Genomic DNA, 22,776 nt, shown 5'->3' with positions numbered 1-22,776 from the left:
CACGTGGCAACCGAGCGTTGTCGAGGTCACACCAGCACTCCGGGGTTGCAGATGCCCGCCGGATCGAGGGTGCGTTTGACCGCACGCAGGGCCTCGAGGGCGAGTGGCCCTATTTCCTCGTGATAGGCGTCACGATGGTCGCGACCGACGGCGTGATGGTGGGTGATGCTCGCGCCCTGGGTTCGGATCGCGGTGTTGGCAGCGGATTTCGCGGCCGCCCACTGGCGGATCGGGTCGGCGGTCTGTGGGCAGGCCACGGTGAAGTAGAGCGATGCCCCGGCGGCGTAGACGTGGCTGATGTGACACATGACCAGCGGCGGGGTGCCCTGTCCGGTGAGTGCGTCGGTGAGAGCGGTGGTGACTGCGGCCTTGAGGTCGGCGAGGGCGGACCAGTAGGTGACTGTCTCCAGCGTCTCCACCAGCACGCCGGCGTCGAGGAGCGGGTCGCGCAGGTACGGGGCGCGGAATCGGCCGGTGCGCCAGGCTTCGCCGGGTGCGGTGCCCTGCTGTGTACCACCGAGCCGGGTCAGAGTGGCAATGACCGTCGTTCGGCGTCTCTCGACATCGTCGGCGCCGCCTTCGAATCCGACGATGACCATGCATCCGCCGGCATCGGCACCGATCTCGCTCGGGTCCGCGAGATTGATCGCGGTTTCGGTTTCGTCGGAGAGCCGCAGCACCGTCGGCATCGGACCGTCCTGGGCGAGAGTGCGCAGCGCGGCTGCGCCGGCGGCGAAGTCGTCGAACCGCCAGCCCTCGAACACGCGGTCGGTGGGCGCGGGATGGATGCGAACGGTGACGGCGGTGATGATGCCGAAGGCGCCTTCGGACCCGAGGACGAGCTGGCGCAGGTCGGGGCCGGCGGCGGATTTCGGCGCGGTACCGAGTTCGACGGTGCCGCGCGGGGTGGCGAGCACGATGCCCTCGACCATGTCGTCGAAGCGACCGTAACCGGCCGACGACTGTCCGGCCGATCGGGTGGCCGCGTATCCGCCGATCCCCGCGCCCTCGTAGGACTGTGGAAAATGGCCCAGCGTATAGCCTTTCGCGCGCAGTAGCTCTTCGGCGCGGACCCCGCGCAGACCGGCTTGTAGCGTCGCGGTGCGGGAGATCTCGTCGACGGTGAGCAGCTTGTCGAGTCGTCGGGTGTCGACGCTGACGACACCGGCGAATCCGGCCCGGTCGGGCGTGAGCCCACCGACCACCGACGTGCCGCCGGTGAACGGCACGACAGCCACCCGATGCTCGGTGCAGATCTCCAGGACGCGCAGGATGTCGTCGTGCGATCCGGGGGTGACGACGAGGTCGGGGGCGTCGGTGGCGTTCCCGGCTCGCAACGCGAGGATGTCGGGCGTGGAGTAGCCGCGGGTGTGGGCGATGCGATCGGTGTGGCGGTCGGAGACCTGGGCGTCCCCGAGTGCGTCGACCAGTGCGTCGCGCGCTTCCGGCGGCACCGCCGACTCGGGAAGGGAGATGTCGGCCGGGTCGACGGCCGGGTGAGAGGGTGCGTCGGGACCGGCGAGCGCGCGGGCGACGTCGGGCAGTTCGGTCACGGTGGCCGGGTCGCCCCACCGCGGACGTTGCATGGTCACCGCCGGCAACACGGTCTCATCCACGACTCCACCAGCCTCACGAGATCTGTCGTTACACATTTCCTTTGACTGTAACGTGCGGTCCCGGTCGAGTGGGCGCTGTCGATGGGATCGCGGGCGCTGTCGACGGGATCGCGGGCGCTGTCGACGGGATCGCGGGCGCTGTCGACGTCAGGTCACGATGGCGCGGACGACGAGATCGGCGACCTGTTCGTCGGTGAGGACGCTGTCGGGGACGAGCATCAGGGAGTAGATGGTGCGCACCAGGAACTCGGCGGCGGCTTCGGGCCCGGGGGTGAGGTGGGTGGCGGTGGCGGAGTCGATGTCGGGAGCGGTCTGGGCGACGATCTGCTGGATGAACGTCGGGCCGGTCGCGTCCTTGGTGACGACCAGGGCGCGCACGATCTCCTCCGGCTCGTTGCGCAGCACGTACTGCAGAGCCTCGTGCTCACGGATGTACGGCAGCACGTTCAGGATCTGGGCGCGCACCTTGCCGGCCGGATCGGGAGCGGTCTCGGCCCATTCGCGCAGTTTCACCCGCATGGTGGCCACCTCACGCTCGACGATGGCGGCGACCAGGGCATCGCGACCGCCGAACATCCGGTAGGCGGTGGCGCGGGCGACGCCGGCCTGGCGGGCCACCGAGGTCAGGCTGAGTGCCTTGGCGCCGAACCGCGACACCACGGCCACGCCGACGTCCACCATCCGATCACGATCCATGACGACCTACGGTAGTCGTCGGTCGTCGGGTCAGCGGACCGGCGTGGTGGTGGTCGTGGTGGTTTTCGGCATCGTCGGACGCGGCGGGCGCATCCGGTTCGGCGGCCCGAATCGCTGCGTCGTCGGCGTCACGGTCGGCGGCGTGACGGTGGGCAGCCGCAGTTGCGGTTGCTGCGGCAGCGGTGCGCGCGTCGTCGACGGCGGGGTCCACCGCGGAGGGGGCGACTTCGGCGGGGTCCATTGCGGCCGAGACGTCCGCGGTGGTGGCGGAGCGAAACCCGAACCGGTCACGGTGAACGTCACACGGCGCTGGACCGCATCGGCGACGGGCACCACACTGCGGCAGTCGACGGTGTACCGCTGCACCCCGGCGGGCACGGCCGCACTCAGCGAACCGCGTTCGCCCGGCCCCATGTTCGTGGAACTGAGCGGACGGTCGGACAGCGGCCACGTCAGGGCGCATGTCACCGGCGACGGTCCACGCGCGGTGTTGCGGAGCGATACCTGCAAGGTGCGGTCGCCGACGCGGTAGGCGCATGTCGGCGAGGGACCGGAGCCGGCGAACGATCCGCACGGTGTCGGCAGTGGCGCAGCCGTCGTCGGCGATCCGCCGGCGACCATCGCGGTGATCCCGGCACCGGCCACGACGACGGCAACCGCTGCCGCCGACACGGTGAGCTTGCGCATCTCCGCCACTCCTCGGGTGGCCCCCCTACACGGACAGCTTACGCAGCCGCGGCGCGAGGTCGGACTCGAAGTTGTCGAGGAATCGGCGCTGGTCGTGGCCGGGTGCGTGGAACACGAGATGGTTGAGTCCGCAATCGGTGTAGAACTTGACCTTCTCGACGGCCTCGTCGGGATCGGAGGCGACGATCCACCGCTTGGCGACCTGCTCGATCGGCAGTTCGTCGGCGAGGCGTTCCATCTCGGTCGAGCTGTTCACGCTGTGCTTCTGCTCGGCGGTCAGCGACAGCGGCGCCCAGAATCGCGTGTTCTCCAGCGCCAGTTGCGGATCCGGGTCGTAGGAGATCTTGATCTCGATCATCCGGTCGATCGCGTCGAAGTCACGTTCGGCCTTCTCCGCACCTTCCTTGACCGCCGGGATCAGCTTCTCCTGATACAAGTCGGCGCCCTTGCCGGAGGTACAGATGAAGCCGTCGCCCGCACGGCCGGCATAGCGTGCGACGACCGGGCCGCCGGCCGCGACGTAGACGGGGATCGGCTTGTCCGGGACGTCATACATGTAGGCGCCCTGGGTCTTGTAGTACTCGCCGTCGAAGTTGACCTCGTCGCCGGTCCACAGTTCGCGCATCAGCTTGATGGCCTCCCGCAACCGCGCGAAGCGCTCCTTGAACTCGGGCCATTCGCCCTGGTAGCCGGTGGCGTACTCGTTGAGTGCCTCGCCCGTGCCGACGCCGAGCATGATGCGCCCCGGGTACATGCACCCCATCGACGCGAAGGCCTGGGCGATGACGGCCGGGTTGTAGCGGAAGGTCGGGGTCATCACCGACGTGCCGATCTGCACGCGGTTGGTGCGCTCACCCACCGCGGCCATCCACGCCAGCGAGAACGGGGCGTGCCCACCGTTGTGGCGCCACGGCTGGAAGTGATCGCTGACCGCGACCGAATCCATGCCGTGTTCCTCGGCCGCCACCGCGATCTCCACGAGTTCCCGCGGATCGAACTGCTCCGCCGACGCCTTGAAACCGAGCTTGAGTTGCTGTGCCATGTCGTCCAACGTACCCAGGTCGATGCGCCGCCGGTGATCGGGATCTCACCTGATGAGGCGGCACCACTAGACCTCAAGTGAACTTGAAGTTCTACCCTGGTCGTCATGTCAATGCAATCCGTCGCCTGGGACACCATGTACAAGACGATGACGGCGCCCGACGAGCGGAAACTCCGCGGCGAGCGCCGCACAACACTGCGCCGGATCGTCGGTTTCGCCCGCCCACACCGTCGGCAGATCGCCGCGTTCCTCCTGCTGTCGATCGTGACCGCGGTCCTGACGGTCGTCACCCCGTTGCTCGCCGGGCATGTGGTCAATCTGATCACCGCAGGCGGGTCTGGCCGCGCGATCCTTGGCCTGGCCGCGCTGATTGCGCTCATCGCGGTGGTCGAGGCGGGCGCCGGGATTCTCACGCGCTGGTTCTCCGCCAACATCGGCGAGGGGCTGATCCTGGATCTGCGGCGTGCGGTGTTCGACCACGTCCAGACGATGCCGGTCGCCTTCTTCACCCGCACCCGCACCGGCGCGCTGGTCAGCCGGTTGAACAACGATGTCATCGGCGCACAACGCGCGTTCAGCGATACCCTCTCCGGCGTCGTGTCCAATATCGTGACGCTGGCCCTCACGTTGGGCGTGATGATCGCGATCAGTTGGCAGATAACACTCTTGGCACTGATTCTCCTGCCGATCTTCGTGATCCCGGCACGTCGGATGGGCACCCGGATGGCGGCACTGTCCCGGGAGGCTGCCGAGTACAACGCGCGGATGTCGACGCAGATGACCGAACGGTTCTCGGCTCCCGGGGCGACTCTGGTCAAGCTGTTCGGCCGCCCCGACGTCGAATCCGGGGAGTTCGCCGAGCGGGCAGATCGCGTGCGCGACATCGGGGTTCGTCGAGCGATGGTACAGAGCTGGTTCATGACCGCACTGACCCTGGTGTCGGCGCTGGCGCTCGCACTGGTCTACGGACTCGGCGGATGGCTTGCGGTACACGACCACCTGTCCGCCGGCGCCGTTGTCTCGCTCGCGTTGCTCCTCACGAGGATGTACGCGCCGCTGACCGCCTTGGCCAACGCCCGCGTCGAAATCATGAGTGCGCTGGTCAGTTTCGAGCGCGTCTTCGAAGTCGTCGATCTGGCGCCGCTCATCGTCGACAAGCCGGACGCGCAGGATGTGCCCGCCGGCGGAGTCTCGGTGCGTTTCGACGACGTCTCGTTCGCCTACCCGTCGGCCGACAAGGTATCCCTCGCCTCACTGGAAGAGGTTGCGCAACTGGATAATCGGGGTGGAGCGACGGTGTTGCACCAGATCGATCTCGAGGTGCCGGCCGGTTCGATGGTCGCGCTCGTCGGTAGTTCCGGCGCCGGAAAATCGACGATCGCCAACCTGGCCACCCGACTCTATGATGTCGACGACGGATCGATCACCCTGAACGGCATCGATCTTCGCGATCTGCGGAGCGATTCGGTACATCGCACCGTCGGTCTGGTGACCCAGGACGGACATCTGTTCCACGACTCCGTGCGCGCCAATCTTGCGCTGGCCAATCCCGCCGCCTCCGACGAGGAGATCTGGGATGCGTTGCGGCGCTCCCGACTCGACGGCCTGATCGCCTCGCTACCCGATGGGCTCGACACCGTCGTCGGCGAGCGCGGCTACCGGCTGTCCGGTGGTGAACGACAGCGGCTGACGATCGCCCGATTATTGCTGTCGCACCCGGCGGTGGTGATTCTCGACGAGGCCACCGCCCATCTCGATTCGACGTCGGAAGCCGCGGTGCAGGAGGCGCTTTCCGAAGCACTCGTCGGGCGCACATCGATCGTGATCGCCCACCGCCTGTCCACGGTGCGGGCCGCCGATCAGATCGTCGTGCTGGAAGAGGGACGCATCGTCGAACGGGGTGATCACCCAACCCTGTTGGCGCGCAACGGTCGGTACGCGGAGTTGTATCGCACGCAGTTCGCCGACGAGACATCGCGGGACGGGTGCTGCGAACTCATGGCGTGACACCGATGCCGGCGATCACCTCGTCGGCGACCCGTCGCGCCATCCCCTCGGCGAACGGGGCCGGCAGCATCAGCACGATATGGGTGAATCCGGCGTCGATCGCGGCCCGCACCCGGTCCCTGGTGATCCCGGGCTCATCGAACATCATCGGGATGGCCATCGATCGGGTGATCTCGGCGGGATCGCGGCCGATCGCGGCACACAGTTCGTCGAGCTGAGTGCTGCGCCGGATGGCCACCGCGAGATCGTCTCCGGGCGTGTTCCAGATATCGGCATGCTCGGCCACGACCCGCAATGTCGGCGTGGACCGCCCGCCGATGACGATCGGCGGATGCGGCCGCTGCACGGGTTTCGGGTTGCCGATCGCCCCGACGAGACGGTGGTAGCGCCCGTCGAAATCGAACGGCTGCTCCTCCGTCCACAGCCGACGGATGATCGTGCAGGCCTCCCCGAGACTGCCGACCGCGTCGGTCAGATCGTCGTAGGGCAGCCCGTGGGCCTCGTATTCACGGCGGGCAAAGGGGACACTGGGCCGGGATCCGGCGCCGATCCCGAAATCCAGCCGCCCACCGGAGACGATGTCGACGGTCGTGGCGATCTTCGCCAACATCGCCGGCGGCCGGAAGCGGTTGCTGGTGACCAAGATCCCCAGGCGCAGTCGCGAGGTCTGCGCGGCGAGCGCACTCAGCAGAGTCCACCCCTCGAAGATCGGGCCCTGCAGGTCGCCGGCGATCGGCAACAAGTGGTCGAACAACCAGGCGTGCCCGATCTCCGCGATACCGTCGGCCTCCTGCCACACACGGCGGACGGCGTCGTAATCGGTCAGCATCGGCGCGGTGGCGATACCCACGGTCACCGGCGAGGAGTGTGTCATGCGCGAATCTCTCGGTCAGGGCCATGCGTCGACGATTGTCTGGCATCATGACCAAACGGAACCCTGCTCCGGATACGATACGGAGCATTGTTCCGTTTAGCAACAGGCAAGGTGAGGAGACGATGGTGCCGCCGACGAAACGTGCGGACGCACGCCGCAACGAGCAACGCCTACTGGACGCTGCGGCAGCCGCCTTCGTTCGATCCGGTGTCGATGCGCCCGTGCGTGATATCGCGCTCGAGGCCGGCGTCGGAGTCGGCACGATCTATCGTCACTTCCCCACCCGTGCCGATCTGATACTCGCGGTCTACCGCCATCAGATCGAGGCCTGCGCAGAGGCCGGACCGACCTTGCTCGCCACCCGCGCCACCCCGTATGCCGCGCTCGTCGCGTGGGTGGATCTGTTCCTCGACTTCCTGGTCACCAAACATGGTCTGGCAACGGCGCTTCGGTCCGATCACACCCGGTTCGATGCCCTGCACGCCTACTTCCTCGAGCGGCTCGTGCCCGTCTGCGCCGACCTGCTGCACGCTGCGGTGACCGCCCACGAGGTGGTCGACACTGTGCGGCCGCTGGAGTTGATGCGGGCCATCGGCAATCTCTGCGTCGGGGCCGGCGACGCCGACTACGACGCGCGACGGATGGTCGGGATCCTGCTCACCGGGCTCCGCATCGGAGGCGGATCATGATGCGCGACCAATTCGCCGCAGCCCGGGTGGCGCGGTTGGCCACCGTCGGCGACGGCGTCCCCCATCTCGTGCCCATCGTCTTCGCCCTCGACGACGACACCATTTACTCGTGTGTCGACCACAAACCCAAGCGCAGCACCAAGTTACGGCGCCTGGACAACATCAGGAGCAACCCGGCGGTGTCGATCGTGGTCGATCACTACGCCGACGACTGGGATGAGTTGTGGTGGGTGCGGGTCGACGGACGCGCCACCGTGGTGGACGCCGCCGACGCGGTCGGCGCGCATGGGATCGACGTGCTCGCGGCGAAGTATCCGCAGTACCGGGAACGTCGGCCGAGCGGATCGGTGATCGTGGTGCGAGAGTTGCGGTGGCGTGAGTGGAGTGCGTCGGGGGGCTAGGCGTCGTCGTCTGTGGGCCGCTGCGTCGTCGGGAACTTGCGGCGCCGGAACTGCAGGAACACCAGGGCGATGTTGACGACGATGATCGCGATTCCGATCGCGACCCACACCCAGCGGCCCTCGTTCCACCAGTTCACGGTGAGCAACGCGACGCAGATCATCAGGATGACCGAACCAACGATCGTCATGCCGCGCGAGAAGCTCTGCGCGCCGCGCTGGAAGTTGTTGTTCATCACCATGTCAGTTACATCCTCACGTTCCGGCCACCAGCGCGATGGCGATCGCAATGGCAAGCACCACTATCGCAATGATCAGGTACATGACGTGCGACGGCCCGGGCATCTCGCCGCCATCACGCAGCGCCGTGATCGCGCGCTGATATCGGCGACCACCCAGAATCGCGATGGCACAACCCAATCCGACCATCAACAAGCCGAGGGTGGACAGGAGCGGGTGGGTGACGTCTTTCGACACGTAGACCACCGCGACCCCGGACGCCATGAAACCGAGGGCAGTCCGCACCCAGGCCAGCACCGTCCGTTCCGCAGCCAGCGTGAATCGGGCGTCGACCGCCCCGGGCGGCCGGTCGGGACCGGGCTCAGCCGGCTCGTTTGTCCTTCCGCTCGTCAGCGTCCTTCGCCTCCCGGATCGCCTGCGTTGCGAACGCGGCGGTCACCTCGATGGAATGCACGGTTTCCGGATGACTACCGGTCATCACCGGGAACGCGTGTATCTGCCAAGAGTAGCTGTGCGCGACCGCGTCGACGCCCGCCGCGTCGAGCAGCTCGATCAGATCGATGGCGTCGGGCTCGAGGAACTCGCCCTCGGCGGTGATGATCGCGGTCGGCGGAAAGTCCGGGCCCGCCAGCGCGGTGATCCGTCGCACGCCGAACATCGGCACCGGCCCACGCTCGAACAACGGGGTGAGCGCCGCCATCTTGCGTTGCGGGATGTAGGCGTCGGACCGACTCGACCGATCGGGGTGGGTGCCGGAGTCGAGATCGAGGAGCGGGGAGAAACCGAGCAGCGCCACCGGCCGCGGCAACCCGTCACGAGCAGCGGCCTCGACGACCTTGCCGGCCAGGAACCCACCGGCCGAGTCGCCGGCGACGATCACCCGCCGATACCCACGTTCCTCGATGAGTTCGCGGTAGGCGGCGACCGCGTCGGCGACCGACGCACCCACTCCCGCCTTCGGGAGTTGTCGATAGTCGAGGGAGAACACCGGGAGTTCGCAGGCGCGGGACAGGCGGCTCGCGATCGATCGGTGCGAACCGAGCCCGCACACGACGAACGCGCCGCCGTGTAGGTAGAGGACCGCGGTCTCGGCGTCGCGTCGCGACGGACCGGACGGCATGATCAGCTCGACCGGCCGGTCGGCGAGCGTCATGGACTCGCGGACCACCCCGGACGGCTTCGGTCCGACGGCGATGAGCCGATCGATCAGGAACAGACCCGCCATCCCCGGACGGTTCAGCGGCCATAGCGACAGGGTGGGCCGCAGGAACAGCCGCGACCCGAGCCACAGCGGGTAGGACAGAAAACTCGCTTTGCGATGGTGCACAATCGGCATGCTCAGCCCTCCTTCACACCGCACACGTGCTGAGATACATCAGTGCGAAAACTACACCCGAATACGTCGCCGGTGTCCCCTATCTGCGGGGTTTCGCGCGCAAGTTCACCCCGGAGCGGCACGGAGATCCGCACCACGAACTGTTCACCCGTGTCACACGTATCTGTCGACTTGATGGGCTATATTCTCCCGTTCGTGTCGAAACGATGGTGGTGACAGTGCCGATCCCGTCTCAATTCCTGCTGTCGTCGCAGGCCAGCGCCCCGCGCACGCTCTGCGACGTCCTCGACGAAACGATCGCGAGCCATCCGGACGCCCCTGCGATCGACGACGGTGACCAGACTCTCAGTTACGGACAGCTCGGCGTTCTGGTGCGTCGGGGAGCCGAACGCCTCGCTACTGCGGGAGTGGGTCGCGGCGGGCGTGTCGGCATCCGCATGCCATCGGGATCGCGTGACCTGTACGTCACGATCCTCTCGACGCTGTACGCGGGCGCCGCGTATGTCCCCGTCGACGCCGACGACCCGGACGAGCGCGCCGAACTCGTGTTCGGTGAGGCCAAGGTCGACGCCATCGTCGACGCCCACGGCATCCGGCCGATGGGCGACCCGGCCGCGGGCACCACTGCGGTCGGCGCTGCTCGGCCCACCGTCGACGACGACGCCTGGATCATCTTCACCTCCGGTTCCACCGGCACACCGAAGGGGGTGGCGGTCAGTCATCGCAATGCCGCTGCCTTCGTCGACGCCGAGGCCCGGATGTTCCTGCTCGACGAACCGCTCGGCCCGAGCGACCGGGTGCTGGCCGGCCTGTCGGTGGCCTTCGACGCATCGTGCGAGGAGATGTGGCTCGCGTGGCGCAATGGCGCCTGCCTGGTGCCGGCACCGCGGTCGCTGGTGCGCAGCGGCATGGACCTCGGGCCGTGGCTGGTGCAGCGCGACATCAACGTCGTGTCGACGGTGCCGACGCTGGCGTCGCTGTGGCCGCCGGAGGCGCTGGAAGCGGTGCGGCTGTTGATCTTCGGCGGTGAGGCCTGTCCTCCGGAACTCGCCGAACGACTCGCCGTCGACGGCCGCGAGGTGTGGAACACCTACGGCCCCACCGAGGCCACCGTGGTCGCCTGCGCCGCCTTGATGGACGGGACGGGCCCGGTTCGCATCGGATTGCCGCTTCCCGGTTGGGATCTCGCGGTCGTCGGACCCGACGCCACCCCCGTCGCCGAGGGTGAGGTCGGCGAACTGGTCATCGGCGGTGTCGGCCTGGCCCGCTACCTCGACCCGGCCAAGGACGCCGAAAAGTATGCGCCCATGCCGACTCTCGGATGGGAACGCGCCTACCGCAGTGGTGACCTGGTGCGACTCGACCCGGCCGGCCTGCTGTTCCAGGGCCGCGCCGACGACCAGGTCAAGGTCGGCGGACGGCGCATCGAACTGGGCGAGATCGACAATGCGCTGCAACAACTTCCGGGGGTCGGTGGTGCGGCGGCCGCGGTCCGCAAAACTGCCGCGGGCAACAGCCTGCTGGTCGGGTACCTGGTGTCGACGAATCCGGACTTCGATGTCGCCGCCGCGCACGCATTGTTGTCCGAACAGCTCCCGGCGCCGATGGTGCCCCGACTGGCCCTCGTCGACGAGTTGCCCACCCGGACCTCGGGCAAGGTCGATCGCAATGCGCTGCCGTGGCCGCTGCCGGGTGTCGGGAGTACCGAGGACGCCGGCGACCTCAGCGCGACCGAATCGTGGGTGGCCGAGCAGTGGACGGCCGTCCTGGGCGTCGGCATCACCGACCCGAAGGCCGACTTCTTCGCCGAGGGCGGTGGCTCGCTGGCCGCGGCACAGTTGGTGACGGCACTGCGCCAACGGTATCCGGAGATCACCGTCGCCGACCTCTACGACCATCCGCGCCTCGGGTCGCTCGCGGAGATGCTCGACGAGCGCGCGCCCTCGGTCGAGGTCGTCCCGCGCGCGGTCACCCCGACGCCGGGTAGTGCCGGGCTCGCACAGCTGCTGCTGTCGGTTCCGTTGACGACTCTCACCGGCCTGCAGTGGGCGACGTGGCTGGGTGTGGCCAACAACGTGGCCGCCGCAGTCGTCGACACCGCGGGCCGCGACGTGCCCTGGCTGGTGCCGGTCAACTGGTGGATCCTGTTAGCCGCCTTCCTCGTCTTCATCACACCGGCCGGCCGCATGGTGATCGCCGCCGTCGGCGCCCGCCTGCTGCTGCGTGGACTGCGACCCGGCACCTACCCGCGCGGCGGTCGCACCCATCTACGGCTCTGGGTGGCCGAACGGCTCCTCGATGCCAGCGGGGCGTCGAATCTGTCGGGGGCGCCGTGGATGATCTACCTGGCCCGCGCGCTCGGTGCGCAGATCGGCCGCGGCGTCGACCTGCACACCATCCCGCCGGTCACCGGTCTGCTGACCGTCGGCGAAGGCGCGTCGATCGAACCCGAGGTCGATCTGGCCGGCTGGTGGATCGACGGCGACATCGTGCACATCGGGGAGATCGTGATCAAACGCGGCGCGACGATCGGCGCCCGCTCGACGCTGTTCCCGGGGGCCGTCGTCGGCCGCGACGCCGAGGTGGCACCCGGTTCGGCGGTGATCGGTCGGGTCAAGTCACGTCAGCATTGGGCGGGTTCCCCGGCGGTCAAGTCCGGCAAGGCCGATCACCCGTGGCCCGACTACCGACCCCCGCGTGCTCCCTGGTGGGTCCCGATCTACGGGGTGTCGTCGATGCTGCTCGCCGCGATCCCGCTGATCGCTCTCGCATCAGGTCTCGCGGTGATGGGGTCCTGGGCGATCCACGCCGACCGTCTGCGCAGCGTCGCCCTGCGCTGCCTCGCGCTGCTGCCGGTCGCCACCCTGGTGAGCCTGTTCGTCTTCGCGGCGATCACCGCGATCCTGGTCCGGCTGCTCTCGCTGCGGCTTGAGAAGGGCTACTACCCGGTGCGCTCGCGCACCGGCTGGCAGGTCTGGATGACCGAACGGCTCCTCGATTCTGCCCGCACCTACCTCTTCCCGCTGTACGCGAGTCTGCTGACGCCGTGGTGGTTCCGCATCCTCGGGGTGACCGTGGGCAAGGGGACCGAGATCTCCACCGCCCTGGTGCTGCCGAAGTTCACCAGCATCGGCGACGGCGCATTCCTCGCCGACGACACGATGGTCGCGTCGTACGAACTCGGCGGCGGATGGCTGCACATCGACGAGGCGAAGATCGGCAAGCGCTCCTTCCTGGGTAACTCCGGCATGACCGGACCGGGACGCAAGGTACCGAAGAACAGCCTGGTCGCGGTGCTCTCGGCCACCCCGGACCGGGCGAAATCGGGGTCGAGTTGGCTGGGTAGCCCACCGGTGCGCCTGCGCCGGACCGCCGCGGCCACCGACACCTCCCGCACCTTCAATCCGCCGATGAAGCTCAAGGTCGCGCGTGCCGTGGTCGAGACGTTGCGGCTGATCCCGGTGATGGTGTCGTTCGGGATCGGATTGTTCATGCTGATCGGTCTGCAATACGTCGCGCAGCACACCACTTACTGGATCGCCGCCCTGGTGAGCGGCCTGCTCCTGCTGGTGGCCGGCGCGTCGGCGTGCTGCATCGCGGCCGCCGCCAAATGGATTGTGGTCGGACGTATCGACGTGTCCGAGCATCCGCTGTGGAGTTCGTTCGTGTGGCGCAACGAGCTCTCCGACGCCTTCGTCGAGACCGTCGCCGCCCCGTGGTTCGCCAACGCCGCCGCCGGCACCCCCATCCTCAACGTGTGGTTGCGGATGCTGGGTGCGCGGATCGGCAAGGGCGTCTGGTGCGAAACCTACTGGCTTCCCGAGGCCGACCTGGTGACCCTCGGTGACGGCGCGACCGTGCAGCGTGGCTGCGTGGTGCAGACCCACCTGTTCCACGACCGCGTGATGGCCATGGACCACGTCACCCTCGAGGCAGGGGCCACGCTGGGCCCGCACTGTGTGGCGCTGCCGGCGGCCGGGCTCGGCGAGTCGGCGACCGTCGGCCCGGCGTCGCTGGTCATGCGCGGCGACGTGGTGCCCGCGCACACCCGCTGGCAGGGCAATCCGATTGCGCCGTGGGCGGGGTGACCCCCTCCGTCTCGAAGGGTCAGTCGACGACGGCGTCGCGGCGACGGCGCCGGAAGATGTAGTGATCGGCCGCGGCGCGACCCGACACGGCAAACCCGACCGCCAACAGACCGGCGATGAGGGCCAGTGGCAGTTCGTAACCGCCGTCGCTGCCCCAGAAGCCGTGATCCCAGTGGGCGTAGATGATCGCGCCGACCATATCGATGATCAGCAGCACCGAGACGATCGGCAGGAACAGGCCCAGGATCAACAGGATGCCGCCGACGAACTCCACCCAGGTGGCGTACTGCGCCGCGAGGTCGGGCGCCGGTATGCCCATGCCCTCGAACATCTTCTGCACGTTGTCGATTCCGTTCGTGTGCAGCTTCTGCCAGCCATGCATGATGAAGATGTAACCGAGAATCAGTCGTGCCACAAAGAAGGCCACGCTGCGTAGTCCGAACATCGTTTTCCTCACTCCCCCGACCCGCTTCAACCGGACCGCAGTCCGCTTACCCACCGATGCTCTCATGCGCACGCCGCCGCGTGCACCTCGTGTGTGGCAGGTAACCTAAGTGTCCGCGAGATCATCCCGCCGTGGTGGGACATACGCGCCGCATAAGTCGTCGATGCAGAGCAGGAGAATCAGTGCCGGGAAAGTCGGGCAAAGGTCCACGACAGCCCCTTCTCGGTGCCCCCTCGGATGCCCTGGATCCGTACCTGCCGGATAACGGCAACCTCGGCTACCGCATCACCCGCTACGACCTCGACCTCGAGTACAAGGTGTCGGCGAACCGCTTGTCGGGCACCGCGACCCTGACCGCCACGTCGTACAACCATCTGCAGCGCTTCAGCCTGGATCTGGCGTCCACGATGGCGGTCTCCAAGGTGACGGTCGACAATGTGCGCGCCCGCTACTCGCACCGCAACCGCAAACTGACCATCACCCCGGCGAGTCCGATTCCGCCCGGCGGCGCCATGACCATCGTCATCCGCTACCTCGGCACGCCGCGGCCGATCCGCGGGCCGTGGGGTGAGGTCGGCTGGGAAGAGCTGTCCGACGGCGCACTGGTCGCCAACCAGCCCAATGGCGCGGCGTCGTGGTTCCCGTGCGACGACCATCCGGCCGCCAAGGCGCCCTACCGCATCTCGATCACCACCGACAGCCCGTACTACGCGCTGGCCAATGGTGAACTCGAGTCGAAGCGGACCCGCGCCGCGCAGACGACCTGGGTGTATCAGATGGTCGAGCCGATGCCGACCTATCTGGCGTCCATCCAGATCGGGCAGTACAAGAAGAAGTCGTTGGCCACCAAGCCCTTTCCGGTGAACGCCGTGCTACCGCAGCGGCTGATGGAGAACTTCGACGTCGATTTCGGCCGACAACTCGAGATGATCGAGGCCTTCACCGAGATGTTCGGGCCGTATCCGTTCCACAGCTACACCGTGGTCGTCACCGACGATTCCCTCGAGATCCCGCTCGAGGCACAGAGCTTCTCGACCTTCGGCGCCAACCATTGCAACGGCACCCGACGCTCGGAACGCCTCGTCGCGCACGAGTTGGCCCATCAGTGGTTCGGCAACTCCGTGACGCTCGCCCGCTGGCGCGACATCTGGTTGCACGAGGGATTCGCCTGCTACGCCGAATGGTTGTGGAGCCAGCGCTCCGGCGGCCGCAGCGCCGACGAGTGGGCGCGGCACTACTACGAGAAACTGGCCGCCCATCCGGTGCGCACCCCGCTCACCGATCCGGGCGCCCGGCACATGTTCGACGACTGGGTCTACAAGCGTGGTGCGATCACCCTGCACGCCCTGCGACTCACGATCGGCGACGGCAACTTCTTCGCGCTGCTGCGGCGCTGGACCGACAAGTACCGCTATGGGTCGGTGACCACCGAGGACTTCATCGCGCTCGCGGCGAACTTCTCGTCGATGTCGCTGGGCCCGCTGTGGGATGAGTGGCTGTTCCGGGCCGAGTTGCCGCGGTTCCCCGGACCCTCCTGAGACAGAGGACTGCCGACATGCGCACCGGGGCGATCGGCCGGGTGACGATCGCGACGTTGATCGCCGCCGCCTCCGGCTATCTGGTGTTGCTGATCGCCGCCCGCGACCTCGGTGCCGCCGGCTACGGCGTATTCGCCGTGTTCTGGGCGGCCTACGGCATGGTCACCGGCGCCCAGAACGGGCAGTTGCAGGAGACGACGCGGGCGGTACGGGCGGCGGTCGACGCCGAGGCGCCTCGCGATGCGACCCACCCGTGGCGGGTCAACATGGCGATCGGTCTCGTGCTCGGCGCGCTGGTCGCGGCGACGTCGCCGCTGTGGAGTCCGCACGTGTTCACCGAGTACCGATGGCTGTCGGTGGCGCTGCTGTCGGTGGGCGTTGCGTCGTTCGCGGTGTACGCCCATCTCGCGGGCGCACTGTCCGGGTCGGTGTCCTGGGGCGCGTTCGCGATCCTGTTGTCGGTCGATGCGCTGATCCGGCTCGCGGGAGCGGTCCTGGCGCTGCTGATCGGCGGTGGACTCGTCGCGTTCCTGGTGATCACCGTCGTCGGGTCGGTCTCGTGGATGCTGCTGTTGGTGGCCTCGCCGGAGGCCCGACGTGCGGTGGGCCTACCGGGTGACGTGCCGACGGGGCGGTTCACTGCCAACACAGTGACGGCGATGGCCGCGGCCGCCGCGAGCGCAGTGTTGGTCATGGGTTTTCCGGTGCTCATCAATGCGACCAGCGGGCACCGCGCCGCCGACACCGCGACGGTCGGTGCGGTGGTACTGGCAGTCACGCTGACGCGGGCGCCACTGTTGGTGCCGCTGAACAGTTTTCAGGGGGTGTTGATCACGCGCTTCGTCGACGGGCGGGCGCGGCCGATCGCGGCGCTGGCCGCCCCGTTGGCCGCGGTGTGCGCCATCGGTGTGGTGGGCGCGGTGGCCGCCTGGGCGATCGGTCCGTGGTTGTTGAGCACGGTGTTCGGCGCCGACTTCCGACTGTCCGGGCTCAGCGTCGGGTGGTTCACGCTCGGCGCGACCACGCTCGCGCTGCTCACGGTGACGGGCGCGGCGGCGATCGCCGTCGGCGCCCATCGCTGGTACGCCGCGGGGTGGTGGATCGCAACGCTCGCGTCGATCGGCCTGTTGCTACTGCCACTCGGGGTCGCGGACCGGGTGGCGATCGCGCTGATCGGTGGACCGATCGTCGGTATGGCCGTTCATGGCGCGGGCTTGGTGCTGCGCAGTCGTCCGACGGCGGCCACCGCCCGGGTCTGAGCGTGGTTGAGCCGTGACGTCGCATGCAGGCGGGCGGCGCGGGCGGCGCGTGGCCAACCACGGGCGGCACAGCGTCGGGCCTCGTCGGCGAAGAAGGCGTTCTCCTCGGCGAAGCGCCGCCCGTCGACGGCCTGCACCGAGCTGACCGATGCGTCGTGCCGGCGATACCGGAACACCACGGTCGGATCGTGGACGAGGGAGCCGCCGTCGGCGGCCAGATCGACCAGTAGTGCGAGGTCCAGCACGATCTCCAGTCCGGGCCGGAAGCCGACGTCGCGGACCGCGGCGGTGCGCCACAACAGCGACGGGAAGTAGGTCCAATTGCCGTGGTAGAGGCTGGTCGCCAGGGCTTCGCCGGTCAGGATCGCGGGCTTCGCAGAGTCGGCCTTCGGCGTCAGGAACGTCTTGATCCGGTCGCCCAGCGGGGTGACGATGCGGTCGTGGTCGTCGATGACCTCGACGCCCGGCGCAATCACCGCGGCGTCCGGGTGTGCGGCGGCCAGCCGGCGGACCGTCGCGAGGTAGTCGGGCAACATGACGTCGTCGCAGCCCATGACGACGAAGTGGTCGGCCTCGACCAGCTCGACGCAGCGCCGAAAGTTGCCGTTGACCCCGAGATTGGTCTCGTTGCGCCGGTAGTGCACCCGCGGGTCGGTCAGTGATGCCAGCCATTCGCGGGGTTCGGGATCGGGATAGCAGTCGTCGACGACGACGAGCCGGAGGTCGCCGTCGCGCTGGTCGAGGACGCTGGTGACGGCCTGCCGGAACTGTGCGACGTCGCCATAGAACGGCATCATCACGTCGATCGGCACGCGACCCAGGGTAGGACATGCCAGCTCATGGCTCCGATAGGGTTACCGGCATGACCGCGCCCGCCACCAACGACGATGTCTGGCTGGTGGTACCCGTGTTCAACGAGGCGACGGTGATCCGCGAGGTGGCCGCCACCGCGAAGAAGACGTTTCCCAACATCGTGTGCGTCGACGACGGCAGCCGCGACGAGTCGGCCGCCGAGATCGCCGCGGCGGGTGTGCACCTGGTGCGGCATCCGGTGAATCTCGGGCAGGGGGCGGCGATCCAGACCGGTGTCGAGTACGCGCGGGCGCAGCCGGGCGCGAAGTACTTCGTCACCTTCGACGCCGACGGACAGCATCGGGTCGAGGACGTGGTGGTCATGGTGGAGCGGCTGCGGACCGAGCCGGTCGACATCGTCATCGGCACTCGGTTTGCCGACGGACGCAGCGAGTCGGTACCGGTCGTTCGTCGAATGGCATTGCGCACCATCGTCTTTCTGAGTCCACGCACACGACGTCTCGGACTCACCGACGCGCACAACGGTTTACGGGCGTTCAACAAGACCGTCGCCGACGACCTCGACCTGATGGTCAGCGGCATGGGCCATGCGTCGGAGTTCATTTCGCTGATCGATCACCATCATTGGCGGGTCGCCGAGCAACCGGTGACCATCCTGTACACCGACTACTCACGCGCCAAGGGACAGTCGCTGATCAACGGGGTGAACATCGTCGCCGACGGCCTGCTGCACACCCGGATGAGGAAGTGAGTCGATGATCTGGTTCCAGATCCTGGCCGTCATCGGCATCCTGGCGCTCGTCGGGTTCTTCATCGCCAACCGCGGCACCGCGCGCGCCTCGGCGGGCGTGAAGTTGTTGTTCGTGGCGTTCATCGTATTCGGCGCGTACGCCATGTTCCGCCAGGACGACGTGACCTGGGTGGCCAACAAACTCGGCATCCAGCGCGGCCTCGACCTGGTGCTGTTCCTCCTCGTGATCGCGTTCGCCTTCACCACCGTCTCGACCTATCTCCGCTTCCGCGAGTTGGAGATTCGGTACGCACGCCTGGCACGCGCGATCGCGTTGCAGAATGCGAAGTCGGAGAACCACCCCACCGACCCCTGAGCTTGTCGAAGGGTTGCGTCTACGTATACGTCTACATATAGTGAACGCATGCCCAACAAGACCATCTACGTCTCCGACGATGACGTCGGGCTGCTGGCCCGCGCGCAAGAGGTGTCGGGCGGCAATCTGTCGGGGGCGATCATCGATGCATTGCGCGCCTACGTGCGTGCCGCCGACTACCGCGATGCCGGGTACGACGAGGTGGTCCTCCGCGAGGGCCCGAACGGCGTACGGCGAAAACGATTCTTCGGACGACTGTTGGCCGCCGACGTCGAATACGACGGCGACACCGGGAACCCCACCGATCGCCGCGTGTACGAGGGACGCAGCGGAAAGTACGTCTTGGGCACGCATTTCGTGGATTGGTCGACCTACCATGAACGCCCGACCAAGACGGGGAACTGGCTCAAGGACTTCACCGGGATCCCCAGCATGCGCAGTCTTTTCAGTGCCGAGCTGCCTGAATGGGGCACCTACACCGTCGAGGTCGTCGACTCCCTCGAGCAACTGAAAGACGCGGTACCGCAGCGGTTCTATGACATCGCCGCCGCCGCACAACAACCCGACATCGATGACCTAGACGTGTAAGTCACCGACCGGGACTCATCTGACACCGCCCGCCCGGGGCGTGTGTCTACCTAAACATGCATACATGCGCATGTCTTTATATGAAGGGAATCTGCCATGCCTCAACCCGTTCCGGCGATCTCCGTCGTCGGCCTCCGTAAATCCTTCGGTGAGCACACCGTGCTAGACGGCATCGACATCACCGTGCCCGCCGGGTCCGTGTACGCGCTGCTCGGTCCGAATGGCGCGGGCAAGACGACGGTCGTCCGCATTCTGTCGACTCTGTCTGTCGCCGACGCGGGCGACATCCGAGTGGCCGGTTACGATCCGGTGAACCAACGAGATTCGGTGTGCGCCTCGATCGGGGTCACGGGCCAGTTCGCGGCGGTCGACACCCAACTCACCGGCCGGGAGAACCTGCACCTGGTTGCCCGGCTGCTTCATCTACCGAAAGCGCAAGCGCGCGAACGGGTGGAGGGCCTGCTGACCGACTTCGATCTCACGGATGCGGCGGACCGCCGCGTGGGCGAGTATTCGGGCGGCATGACCCGACGCCTCGATCTCGCGATGACGCTGGTCGGACGTCCGTCGATCATCTTCCTAGACGAACCCACCACCGGACTCGATCCGCGGTCGCGGCACGCGGTGTGGGATGCGGTGCGCGGCTTGATCGCCGGCGGTACCACGGTCTTTCTGACCACCCAGTATCTGGAGGAGGCCGACCAGCTGGCCGATCACATCGCGGTCCTCGACCGGGGACGCATCGTCGCCGAGGGTACCGCTGCCGAACTCAAGCGCCGGATACCCGGAGCGCACATCCGTCTCGAGTTCGGCGACGAGGCCGAGTTCGATCGCGCTCGTTCTGTCTTCACCTCCGCCACAACAGAATCCGACGCGTTTGCGATATCCATCCCGGGAACCGCCGGTATCGACGACCTGCGTTCGGTCCTCACCACCCTGGATGACACGGGCATCACCGCAACGGCACTCTCGGTCCACACCCCCGGTCTCGACGACGTCTTTCTCGCCCTCACCGGCCGCGCCGCGGCCTGACCCAAGGAGAACCCCATGTCCACGCTCGCCTATACCGTCGCCGATTCGGCGACCATGGTCCATCGTAATCTCGTTCGGCTGCAACGCTATCCCACCATGATCTTCTCCATCATCGTCATGCCGGTGGTGGTGCTGCTGATGATGAACTACTTCTTCGGCGGCGCGCTCGGCGCCGCGCTGCCGGGCGGCAGCTACATCGACTACCTGACACCAGGTCTCCTGCTGTTCGTGCCGGCGTTCCTCACCGTGTCGGTGTCGGTGGCGGTCAATCAAGATGTGACGAGCGGGTTCATCAACCGACTACGGTCGATGGCCACTCCCCCAACCGCCATCCTCACCGGACATGTCGTCGGCGCGATCATCCAGGGCATCATCGGGCTGATCGTGCTGCTCGCCGCAGCCTTCGCAATGGCCTTCCGGCCCACCGCGGGTTTGTCGGATTGGCTTGCTGCCCTGGGACTCCTACTCTTCATGATGGTCGGGATGATCTGGGTCGCCGTCGCGATGGGAGTCATCGCCCGGAGCGCCGAGAGCGCGAGCAACATGCCGCTGCCGTTTCTGCTGCTGCCCTACCTCGGCAGCGGCCTGGTACCGACCGACAGCATGCCCACCGGCGTCCGGCAGTTCGCTGAGTATCAGCCCTTCACGCCCATCGCCAACACCATCCGCGGCCTGCTGATGGGTGGGGATACCGGCAGCTGGCCGTGGGCCGTGGGCTGGTGTGCGGTGTTCGCGATCGGCGGATATGTGTGGGCCATCAGGGCTTTTCGGCGGTCGGTGGTGAGTTGAGCTCGCGCAGGTAGGCGGTCACGTCGTCGTAGGTGGGTAGCAGACCGGAGTCGCGGGCTTCGAGTAGTCCGGGTGCGGACGTATCCTTCTCGGAGAGTTCATAGTTCAACGTGCTGCCGTCGCGGGCGGTGGTCGGCCAGACGATCCCGAGTTCGGGGTCGAGAGGATTGATGCCGTGTTCACCCGAAGGGTTGTAGCCGGTGGAGCAGAGGTAGGTGACCGTGGAGCCGTCGGCGAGTGAGCAGAAGGCGTGGCCGAGCCCTTCGGACAGGTACACGGCACGACGGTCGGTGTCGTCGAGCAGGACTGTGTCGTAGGTGCCGAACGTCGGTGAGCCGACCCGGATGTCGACGATGACGTCGAGGATGGCCCCGGACGGGCAGGTCACGTACTTCGCCTGGCCGGGTGGGACATCGGCGAAGTGGACACCGCGCAGCACGCCGGCCGCCGATACCGACAGGTTGACCTGCGCGAGGTCCAGGCGGTGCCCGATGGCCTCGGCGAGCAGGTCACCCTTGAACACCTCGGCGAACAGTCCACGCGAATCGCCGTGCTGTACCGGGGTGATCTCCCAGGCTCCGCCGATGGTCAACGGCCGCAACTTCATTCGTGCACCTTTCAGGCGTACCGGCCGCGGGCCAGTAGTTCGAGGAGGTAGTCGCCGTACCCGGACTTGCGGAGTTTCTCCGCCCGGGAACGCAATTCGTCATCGCTGATGAAACCCCGGCGCCAGGCGATCTCTTCGGGCACCGCGATCTTGAGGCCCTGACGCTGCTCGACGGTCCGCACAAAGTTACCGGCGTCGAGCAACGAGTCGAAGGTACCGGTGTCGAGCCACGCGGTACCGCGCGGCAAGACCTTGACGGCGAGCTTGCCGCGGTCGAGGTAGTGGGCGTTGACGTCGGTGATCTCGTATTCGCCCCGCGCACTGGGTTTCAGGTTCCGCGCGATCTCCACGACCTCGTTGTCGTAGAAATACAGACCGGGTACCGCGAAGTTCGACGACGGATGCGCGGGTTTCTCCTCCAACGACACCGCAGTCCCGTTCTCGTCGAAATCCACCACGCCGTAGGCCGTCGGGTCGGCCACCCAGTACGCGAAGATGGCGCCGCCGTCGACGTCCTCGAACCCCTGCAACTGGGTACCCAGACCGGGCCCGTAGAAGATGTTGTCGCCCAGCACCAGCGCCACCGAGTCGTCGCCGATGTGCTCGGCGCCGAGGACGAACGCCTGCGCCAGTCCGTCCGGGGACGGCTGGGTCTTGTACGACAGGTTGATACCGAACTGCTCGCCCGATCCCAGCAGCCCCTGGAACGCGGCGCTGTCGGCGGGGGTGGTGATGATCAGGATGTCGCGGATACCGGCCAGCATCAGCGTGGACAGGGGGTAATAGATCATCGGTTTGTCGTAGACGGGAACCAATTGCTTACTGACGCCCTGGGTGATCGGGTGCAGCCGGGTGCCCGTCCCACCGGCCAGAATGATGCCGCGCATGGGTCACAGACTAGGGCATGTTCACGTCGGACTCCCCCG

General features: G+C 67.3%; 23 protein-coding genes. 11 read left to right on the top strand and 12 right to left on the bottom strand.

Going from position 1 to position 22,776, the window contains the following annotated elements:
* Window positions 1–26: 26 nt before the first annotated feature.
* The 4 genes from AAFP30_RS07720 to fgd all read right to left on the bottom strand — a co-directional run bounded on the left by AAFP30_RS07720 (window position 27) and on the right by fgd (window position 4,041).
* Window positions 27–1,652 (bottom strand): FAD-binding oxidoreductase, encoded by a 1,626-nt coding sequence (locus AAFP30_RS07720; RefSeq protein WP_419229288.1) that lies wholly within the window; start codon window positions 1,650–1,652, stop codon window positions 27–29.
* Between the two features lie 111 nt (window positions 1,653–1,763).
* Entirely contained in the window at window positions 1,764–2,312 is a 549-nt protein-coding gene (locus AAFP30_RS07715) for a TetR/AcrR family transcriptional regulator (protein WP_419229287.1), read from the bottom strand.
* Between the two features lie 30 nt (window positions 2,313–2,342).
* A complete protein-coding gene (locus AAFP30_RS07710) occupies window positions 2,343–2,999 on the bottom strand; it encodes a hypothetical protein (RefSeq protein WP_419229286.1) in 657 nt (218 codons plus the stop codon).
* A 25-nt stretch (window positions 3,000–3,024) separates the two neighbouring features.
* On the bottom strand, window positions 3,025–4,041 hold the full coding sequence (fgd, locus tag AAFP30_RS07705) for a glucose-6-phosphate dehydrogenase (coenzyme-F420) (RefSeq protein ID WP_419229285.1): 1,017 nt from the start codon (window positions 4,039–4,041) through the stop codon (window positions 3,025–3,027).
* 105 nt (window positions 4,042–4,146) lie between these two features.
* Between fgd and AAFP30_RS07700 the strand changes: the two genes are divergently transcribed.
* Window positions 4,147–6,048, top strand: coding sequence for an ABC transporter ATP-binding protein (locus AAFP30_RS07700; RefSeq protein WP_419229284.1), 1,902 nt, complete (start codon window positions 4,147–4,149; stop codon window positions 6,046–6,048).
* Here AAFP30_RS07700 and AAFP30_RS07695 read toward each other — a convergent pair.
* The gene (locus AAFP30_RS07695) at window positions 6,038–6,922 is read right to left on the bottom strand and encodes an LLM class flavin-dependent oxidoreductase (RefSeq protein WP_419229283.1); all 885 of its coding nucleotides are present in this window, start codon (window positions 6,920–6,922) and stop codon (window positions 6,038–6,040) included. The genes AAFP30_RS07700 and AAFP30_RS07695 overlap by 11 nt on opposite strands.
* Window positions 6,923–7,044: 122 nt before the next feature.
* Here AAFP30_RS07695 and AAFP30_RS07690 point away from each other — a divergent pair, with 122 nt between their 5' ends.
* Window positions 7,045–7,611, top strand: a complete 567-nt coding sequence (locus AAFP30_RS07690) for a TetR/AcrR family transcriptional regulator (RefSeq protein WP_419229282.1) — start codon at window positions 7,045–7,047, stop codon at window positions 7,609–7,611.
* Window positions 7,608–8,012: a TIGR03668 family PPOX class F420-dependent oxidoreductase gene (locus tag AAFP30_RS07685; protein ID WP_419229281.1), complete on the top strand. Its 405-nt coding sequence runs from the start codon at window positions 7,608–7,610 to the stop codon at window positions 8,010–8,012. The genes AAFP30_RS07690 and AAFP30_RS07685 overlap by 4 nt, the downstream gene beginning before the upstream one ends.
* Here the strand turns inward: AAFP30_RS07685 and AAFP30_RS07680 are convergent.
* Genes AAFP30_RS07680 through AAFP30_RS07670 form a run of 3 tightly spaced genes read right to left on the bottom strand, consistent with a single transcriptional unit; the run spans window position 8,009 to window position 9,585 of the window.
* Window positions 8,009–8,251 (bottom strand): hypothetical protein, encoded by a 243-nt coding sequence (locus tag AAFP30_RS07680; RefSeq protein WP_419229280.1) that lies wholly within the window; start codon window positions 8,249–8,251, stop codon window positions 8,009–8,011. The genes AAFP30_RS07685 and AAFP30_RS07680 overlap by 4 nt on opposite strands.
* Window positions 8,252–8,264: 13 nt before the next feature.
* Entirely contained in the window at window positions 8,265–8,564 is a 300-nt protein-coding gene (locus AAFP30_RS07675; protein ID WP_419229468.1) for a YidH family protein, read from the bottom strand.
* A 46-nt stretch (window positions 8,565–8,610) separates the two neighbouring features.
* Entirely contained in the window at window positions 8,611–9,585 is a 975-nt protein-coding gene (locus tag AAFP30_RS07670) for an alpha/beta hydrolase (protein ID WP_419229279.1), read from the bottom strand.
* Window positions 9,586–9,791: 206 nt separating this feature from the next.
* On the opposite strand from AAFP30_RS07670, the gene AAFP30_RS07665 reads away from it, so the two are divergent.
* Window positions 9,792–13,673 carry a Pls/PosA family non-ribosomal peptide synthetase gene (locus tag AAFP30_RS07665; RefSeq protein WP_419229278.1) on the top strand — a complete coding sequence of 1,294 codons (3,882 nt, stop codon included), beginning with the start codon at window positions 9,792–9,794 and terminating at the stop codon, window positions 13,671–13,673.
* Window positions 13,674–13,692: 19 nt separating this feature from the next.
* Here the strand turns inward: AAFP30_RS07665 and AAFP30_RS07660 are convergent, their stop codons facing one another.
* Window positions 13,693–14,118, bottom strand: a complete 426-nt coding sequence (locus tag AAFP30_RS07660) for a DoxX family protein (RefSeq protein WP_419229277.1) — start codon at window positions 14,116–14,118, stop codon at window positions 13,693–13,695.
* A 182-nt stretch (window positions 14,119–14,300) separates the two neighbouring features.
* Here AAFP30_RS07660 and AAFP30_RS07655 point away from each other — a divergent pair, with 182 nt between their 5' ends.
* Complete coding sequence (locus AAFP30_RS07655; RefSeq protein ID WP_419229276.1) at window positions 14,301–15,656, top strand: M1 family metallopeptidase; 1,356 nt, start codon at window positions 14,301–14,303, stop codon at window positions 15,654–15,656.
* A gap of 17 nt (window positions 15,657–15,673) precedes the next feature.
* Window positions 15,674–16,915, top strand: coding sequence for a lipopolysaccharide biosynthesis protein (locus AAFP30_RS07650; protein WP_419229275.1), 1,242 nt, complete (start codon window positions 15,674–15,676; stop codon window positions 16,913–16,915).
* Here the strand turns inward: AAFP30_RS07650 and AAFP30_RS07645 are convergent.
* On the bottom strand, window positions 16,858–17,727 hold the full coding sequence (locus AAFP30_RS07645) for a glycosyltransferase family 2 protein (protein WP_419229274.1): 870 nt from the start codon (window positions 17,725–17,727) through the stop codon (window positions 16,858–16,860). The two genes, AAFP30_RS07650 and AAFP30_RS07645, sit on opposite strands and share 58 nt — an antisense overlap.
* Before the next feature lie 50 nt (window positions 17,728–17,777).
* Between AAFP30_RS07645 and AAFP30_RS07640 the strand changes: the two genes are divergently transcribed.
* The 5 genes from AAFP30_RS07640 to AAFP30_RS07620 all read left to right on the top strand — a co-directional run bounded on the left by AAFP30_RS07640 (window position 17,778) and on the right by AAFP30_RS07620 (window position 21,243).
* Complete coding sequence (locus AAFP30_RS07640) at window positions 17,778–18,479, top strand: glycosyltransferase family 2 protein (RefSeq protein ID WP_419229273.1); 702 nt, start codon at window positions 17,778–17,780, stop codon at window positions 18,477–18,479.
* A gap of 4 nt (window positions 18,480–18,483) precedes the next feature.
* Window positions 18,484–18,834 (top strand): DUF2304 domain-containing protein, encoded by a 351-nt coding sequence (locus AAFP30_RS07635; RefSeq protein ID WP_419229272.1) that lies wholly within the window; start codon window positions 18,484–18,486, stop codon window positions 18,832–18,834.
* A 48-nt stretch (window positions 18,835–18,882) separates the two neighbouring features.
* Window positions 18,883–19,422 (top strand): EXLDI protein, encoded by a 540-nt coding sequence (locus AAFP30_RS07630; protein ID WP_419229271.1) that lies wholly within the window; start codon window positions 18,883–18,885, stop codon window positions 19,420–19,422.
* Window positions 19,423–19,518: 96 nt separating this feature from the next.
* Window positions 19,519–20,454: an ATP-binding cassette domain-containing protein gene (locus tag AAFP30_RS07625; RefSeq protein ID WP_419229270.1), complete on the top strand. Its 936-nt coding sequence runs from the start codon at window positions 19,519–19,521 to the stop codon at window positions 20,452–20,454.
* Between the two features lie 15 nt (window positions 20,455–20,469).
* Window positions 20,470–21,243, top strand: a complete 774-nt coding sequence (locus AAFP30_RS07620) for an ABC transporter permease (protein ID WP_419229269.1) — start codon at window positions 20,470–20,472, stop codon at window positions 21,241–21,243.
* On the opposite strand, the gene AAFP30_RS07615 is transcribed toward AAFP30_RS07620, so the two are convergent.
* Both AAFP30_RS07615 and rfbA read right to left on the bottom strand, forming a co-directional pair.
* Window positions 21,212–21,850 (bottom strand): dTDP-4-dehydrorhamnose 3,5-epimerase family protein, encoded by a 639-nt coding sequence (locus AAFP30_RS07615; RefSeq protein ID WP_419229268.1) that lies wholly within the window; start codon window positions 21,848–21,850, stop codon window positions 21,212–21,214. The genes AAFP30_RS07620 and AAFP30_RS07615 overlap by 32 nt on opposite strands.
* 11 nt (window positions 21,851–21,861) lie before the next feature.
* Window positions 21,862–22,737 (bottom strand): glucose-1-phosphate thymidylyltransferase RfbA, encoded by an 876-nt coding sequence (gene rfbA / locus AAFP30_RS07610; protein ID WP_419229267.1) that lies wholly within the window; start codon window positions 22,735–22,737, stop codon window positions 21,862–21,864.
* Window positions 22,738–22,776 lie beyond the last annotated feature (39 nt).

Source organism: Gordonia sp. CPCC 205515 (assembly GCF_048537925.1).
GTDB lineage: Bacteria > Actinomycetota > Actinomycetes > Mycobacteriales > Mycobacteriaceae > Gordonia.
The sequence above is the reverse complement of the archived record's forward strand: the minus strand, read 5'-3'. Positions and strand labels throughout refer to the sequence as shown.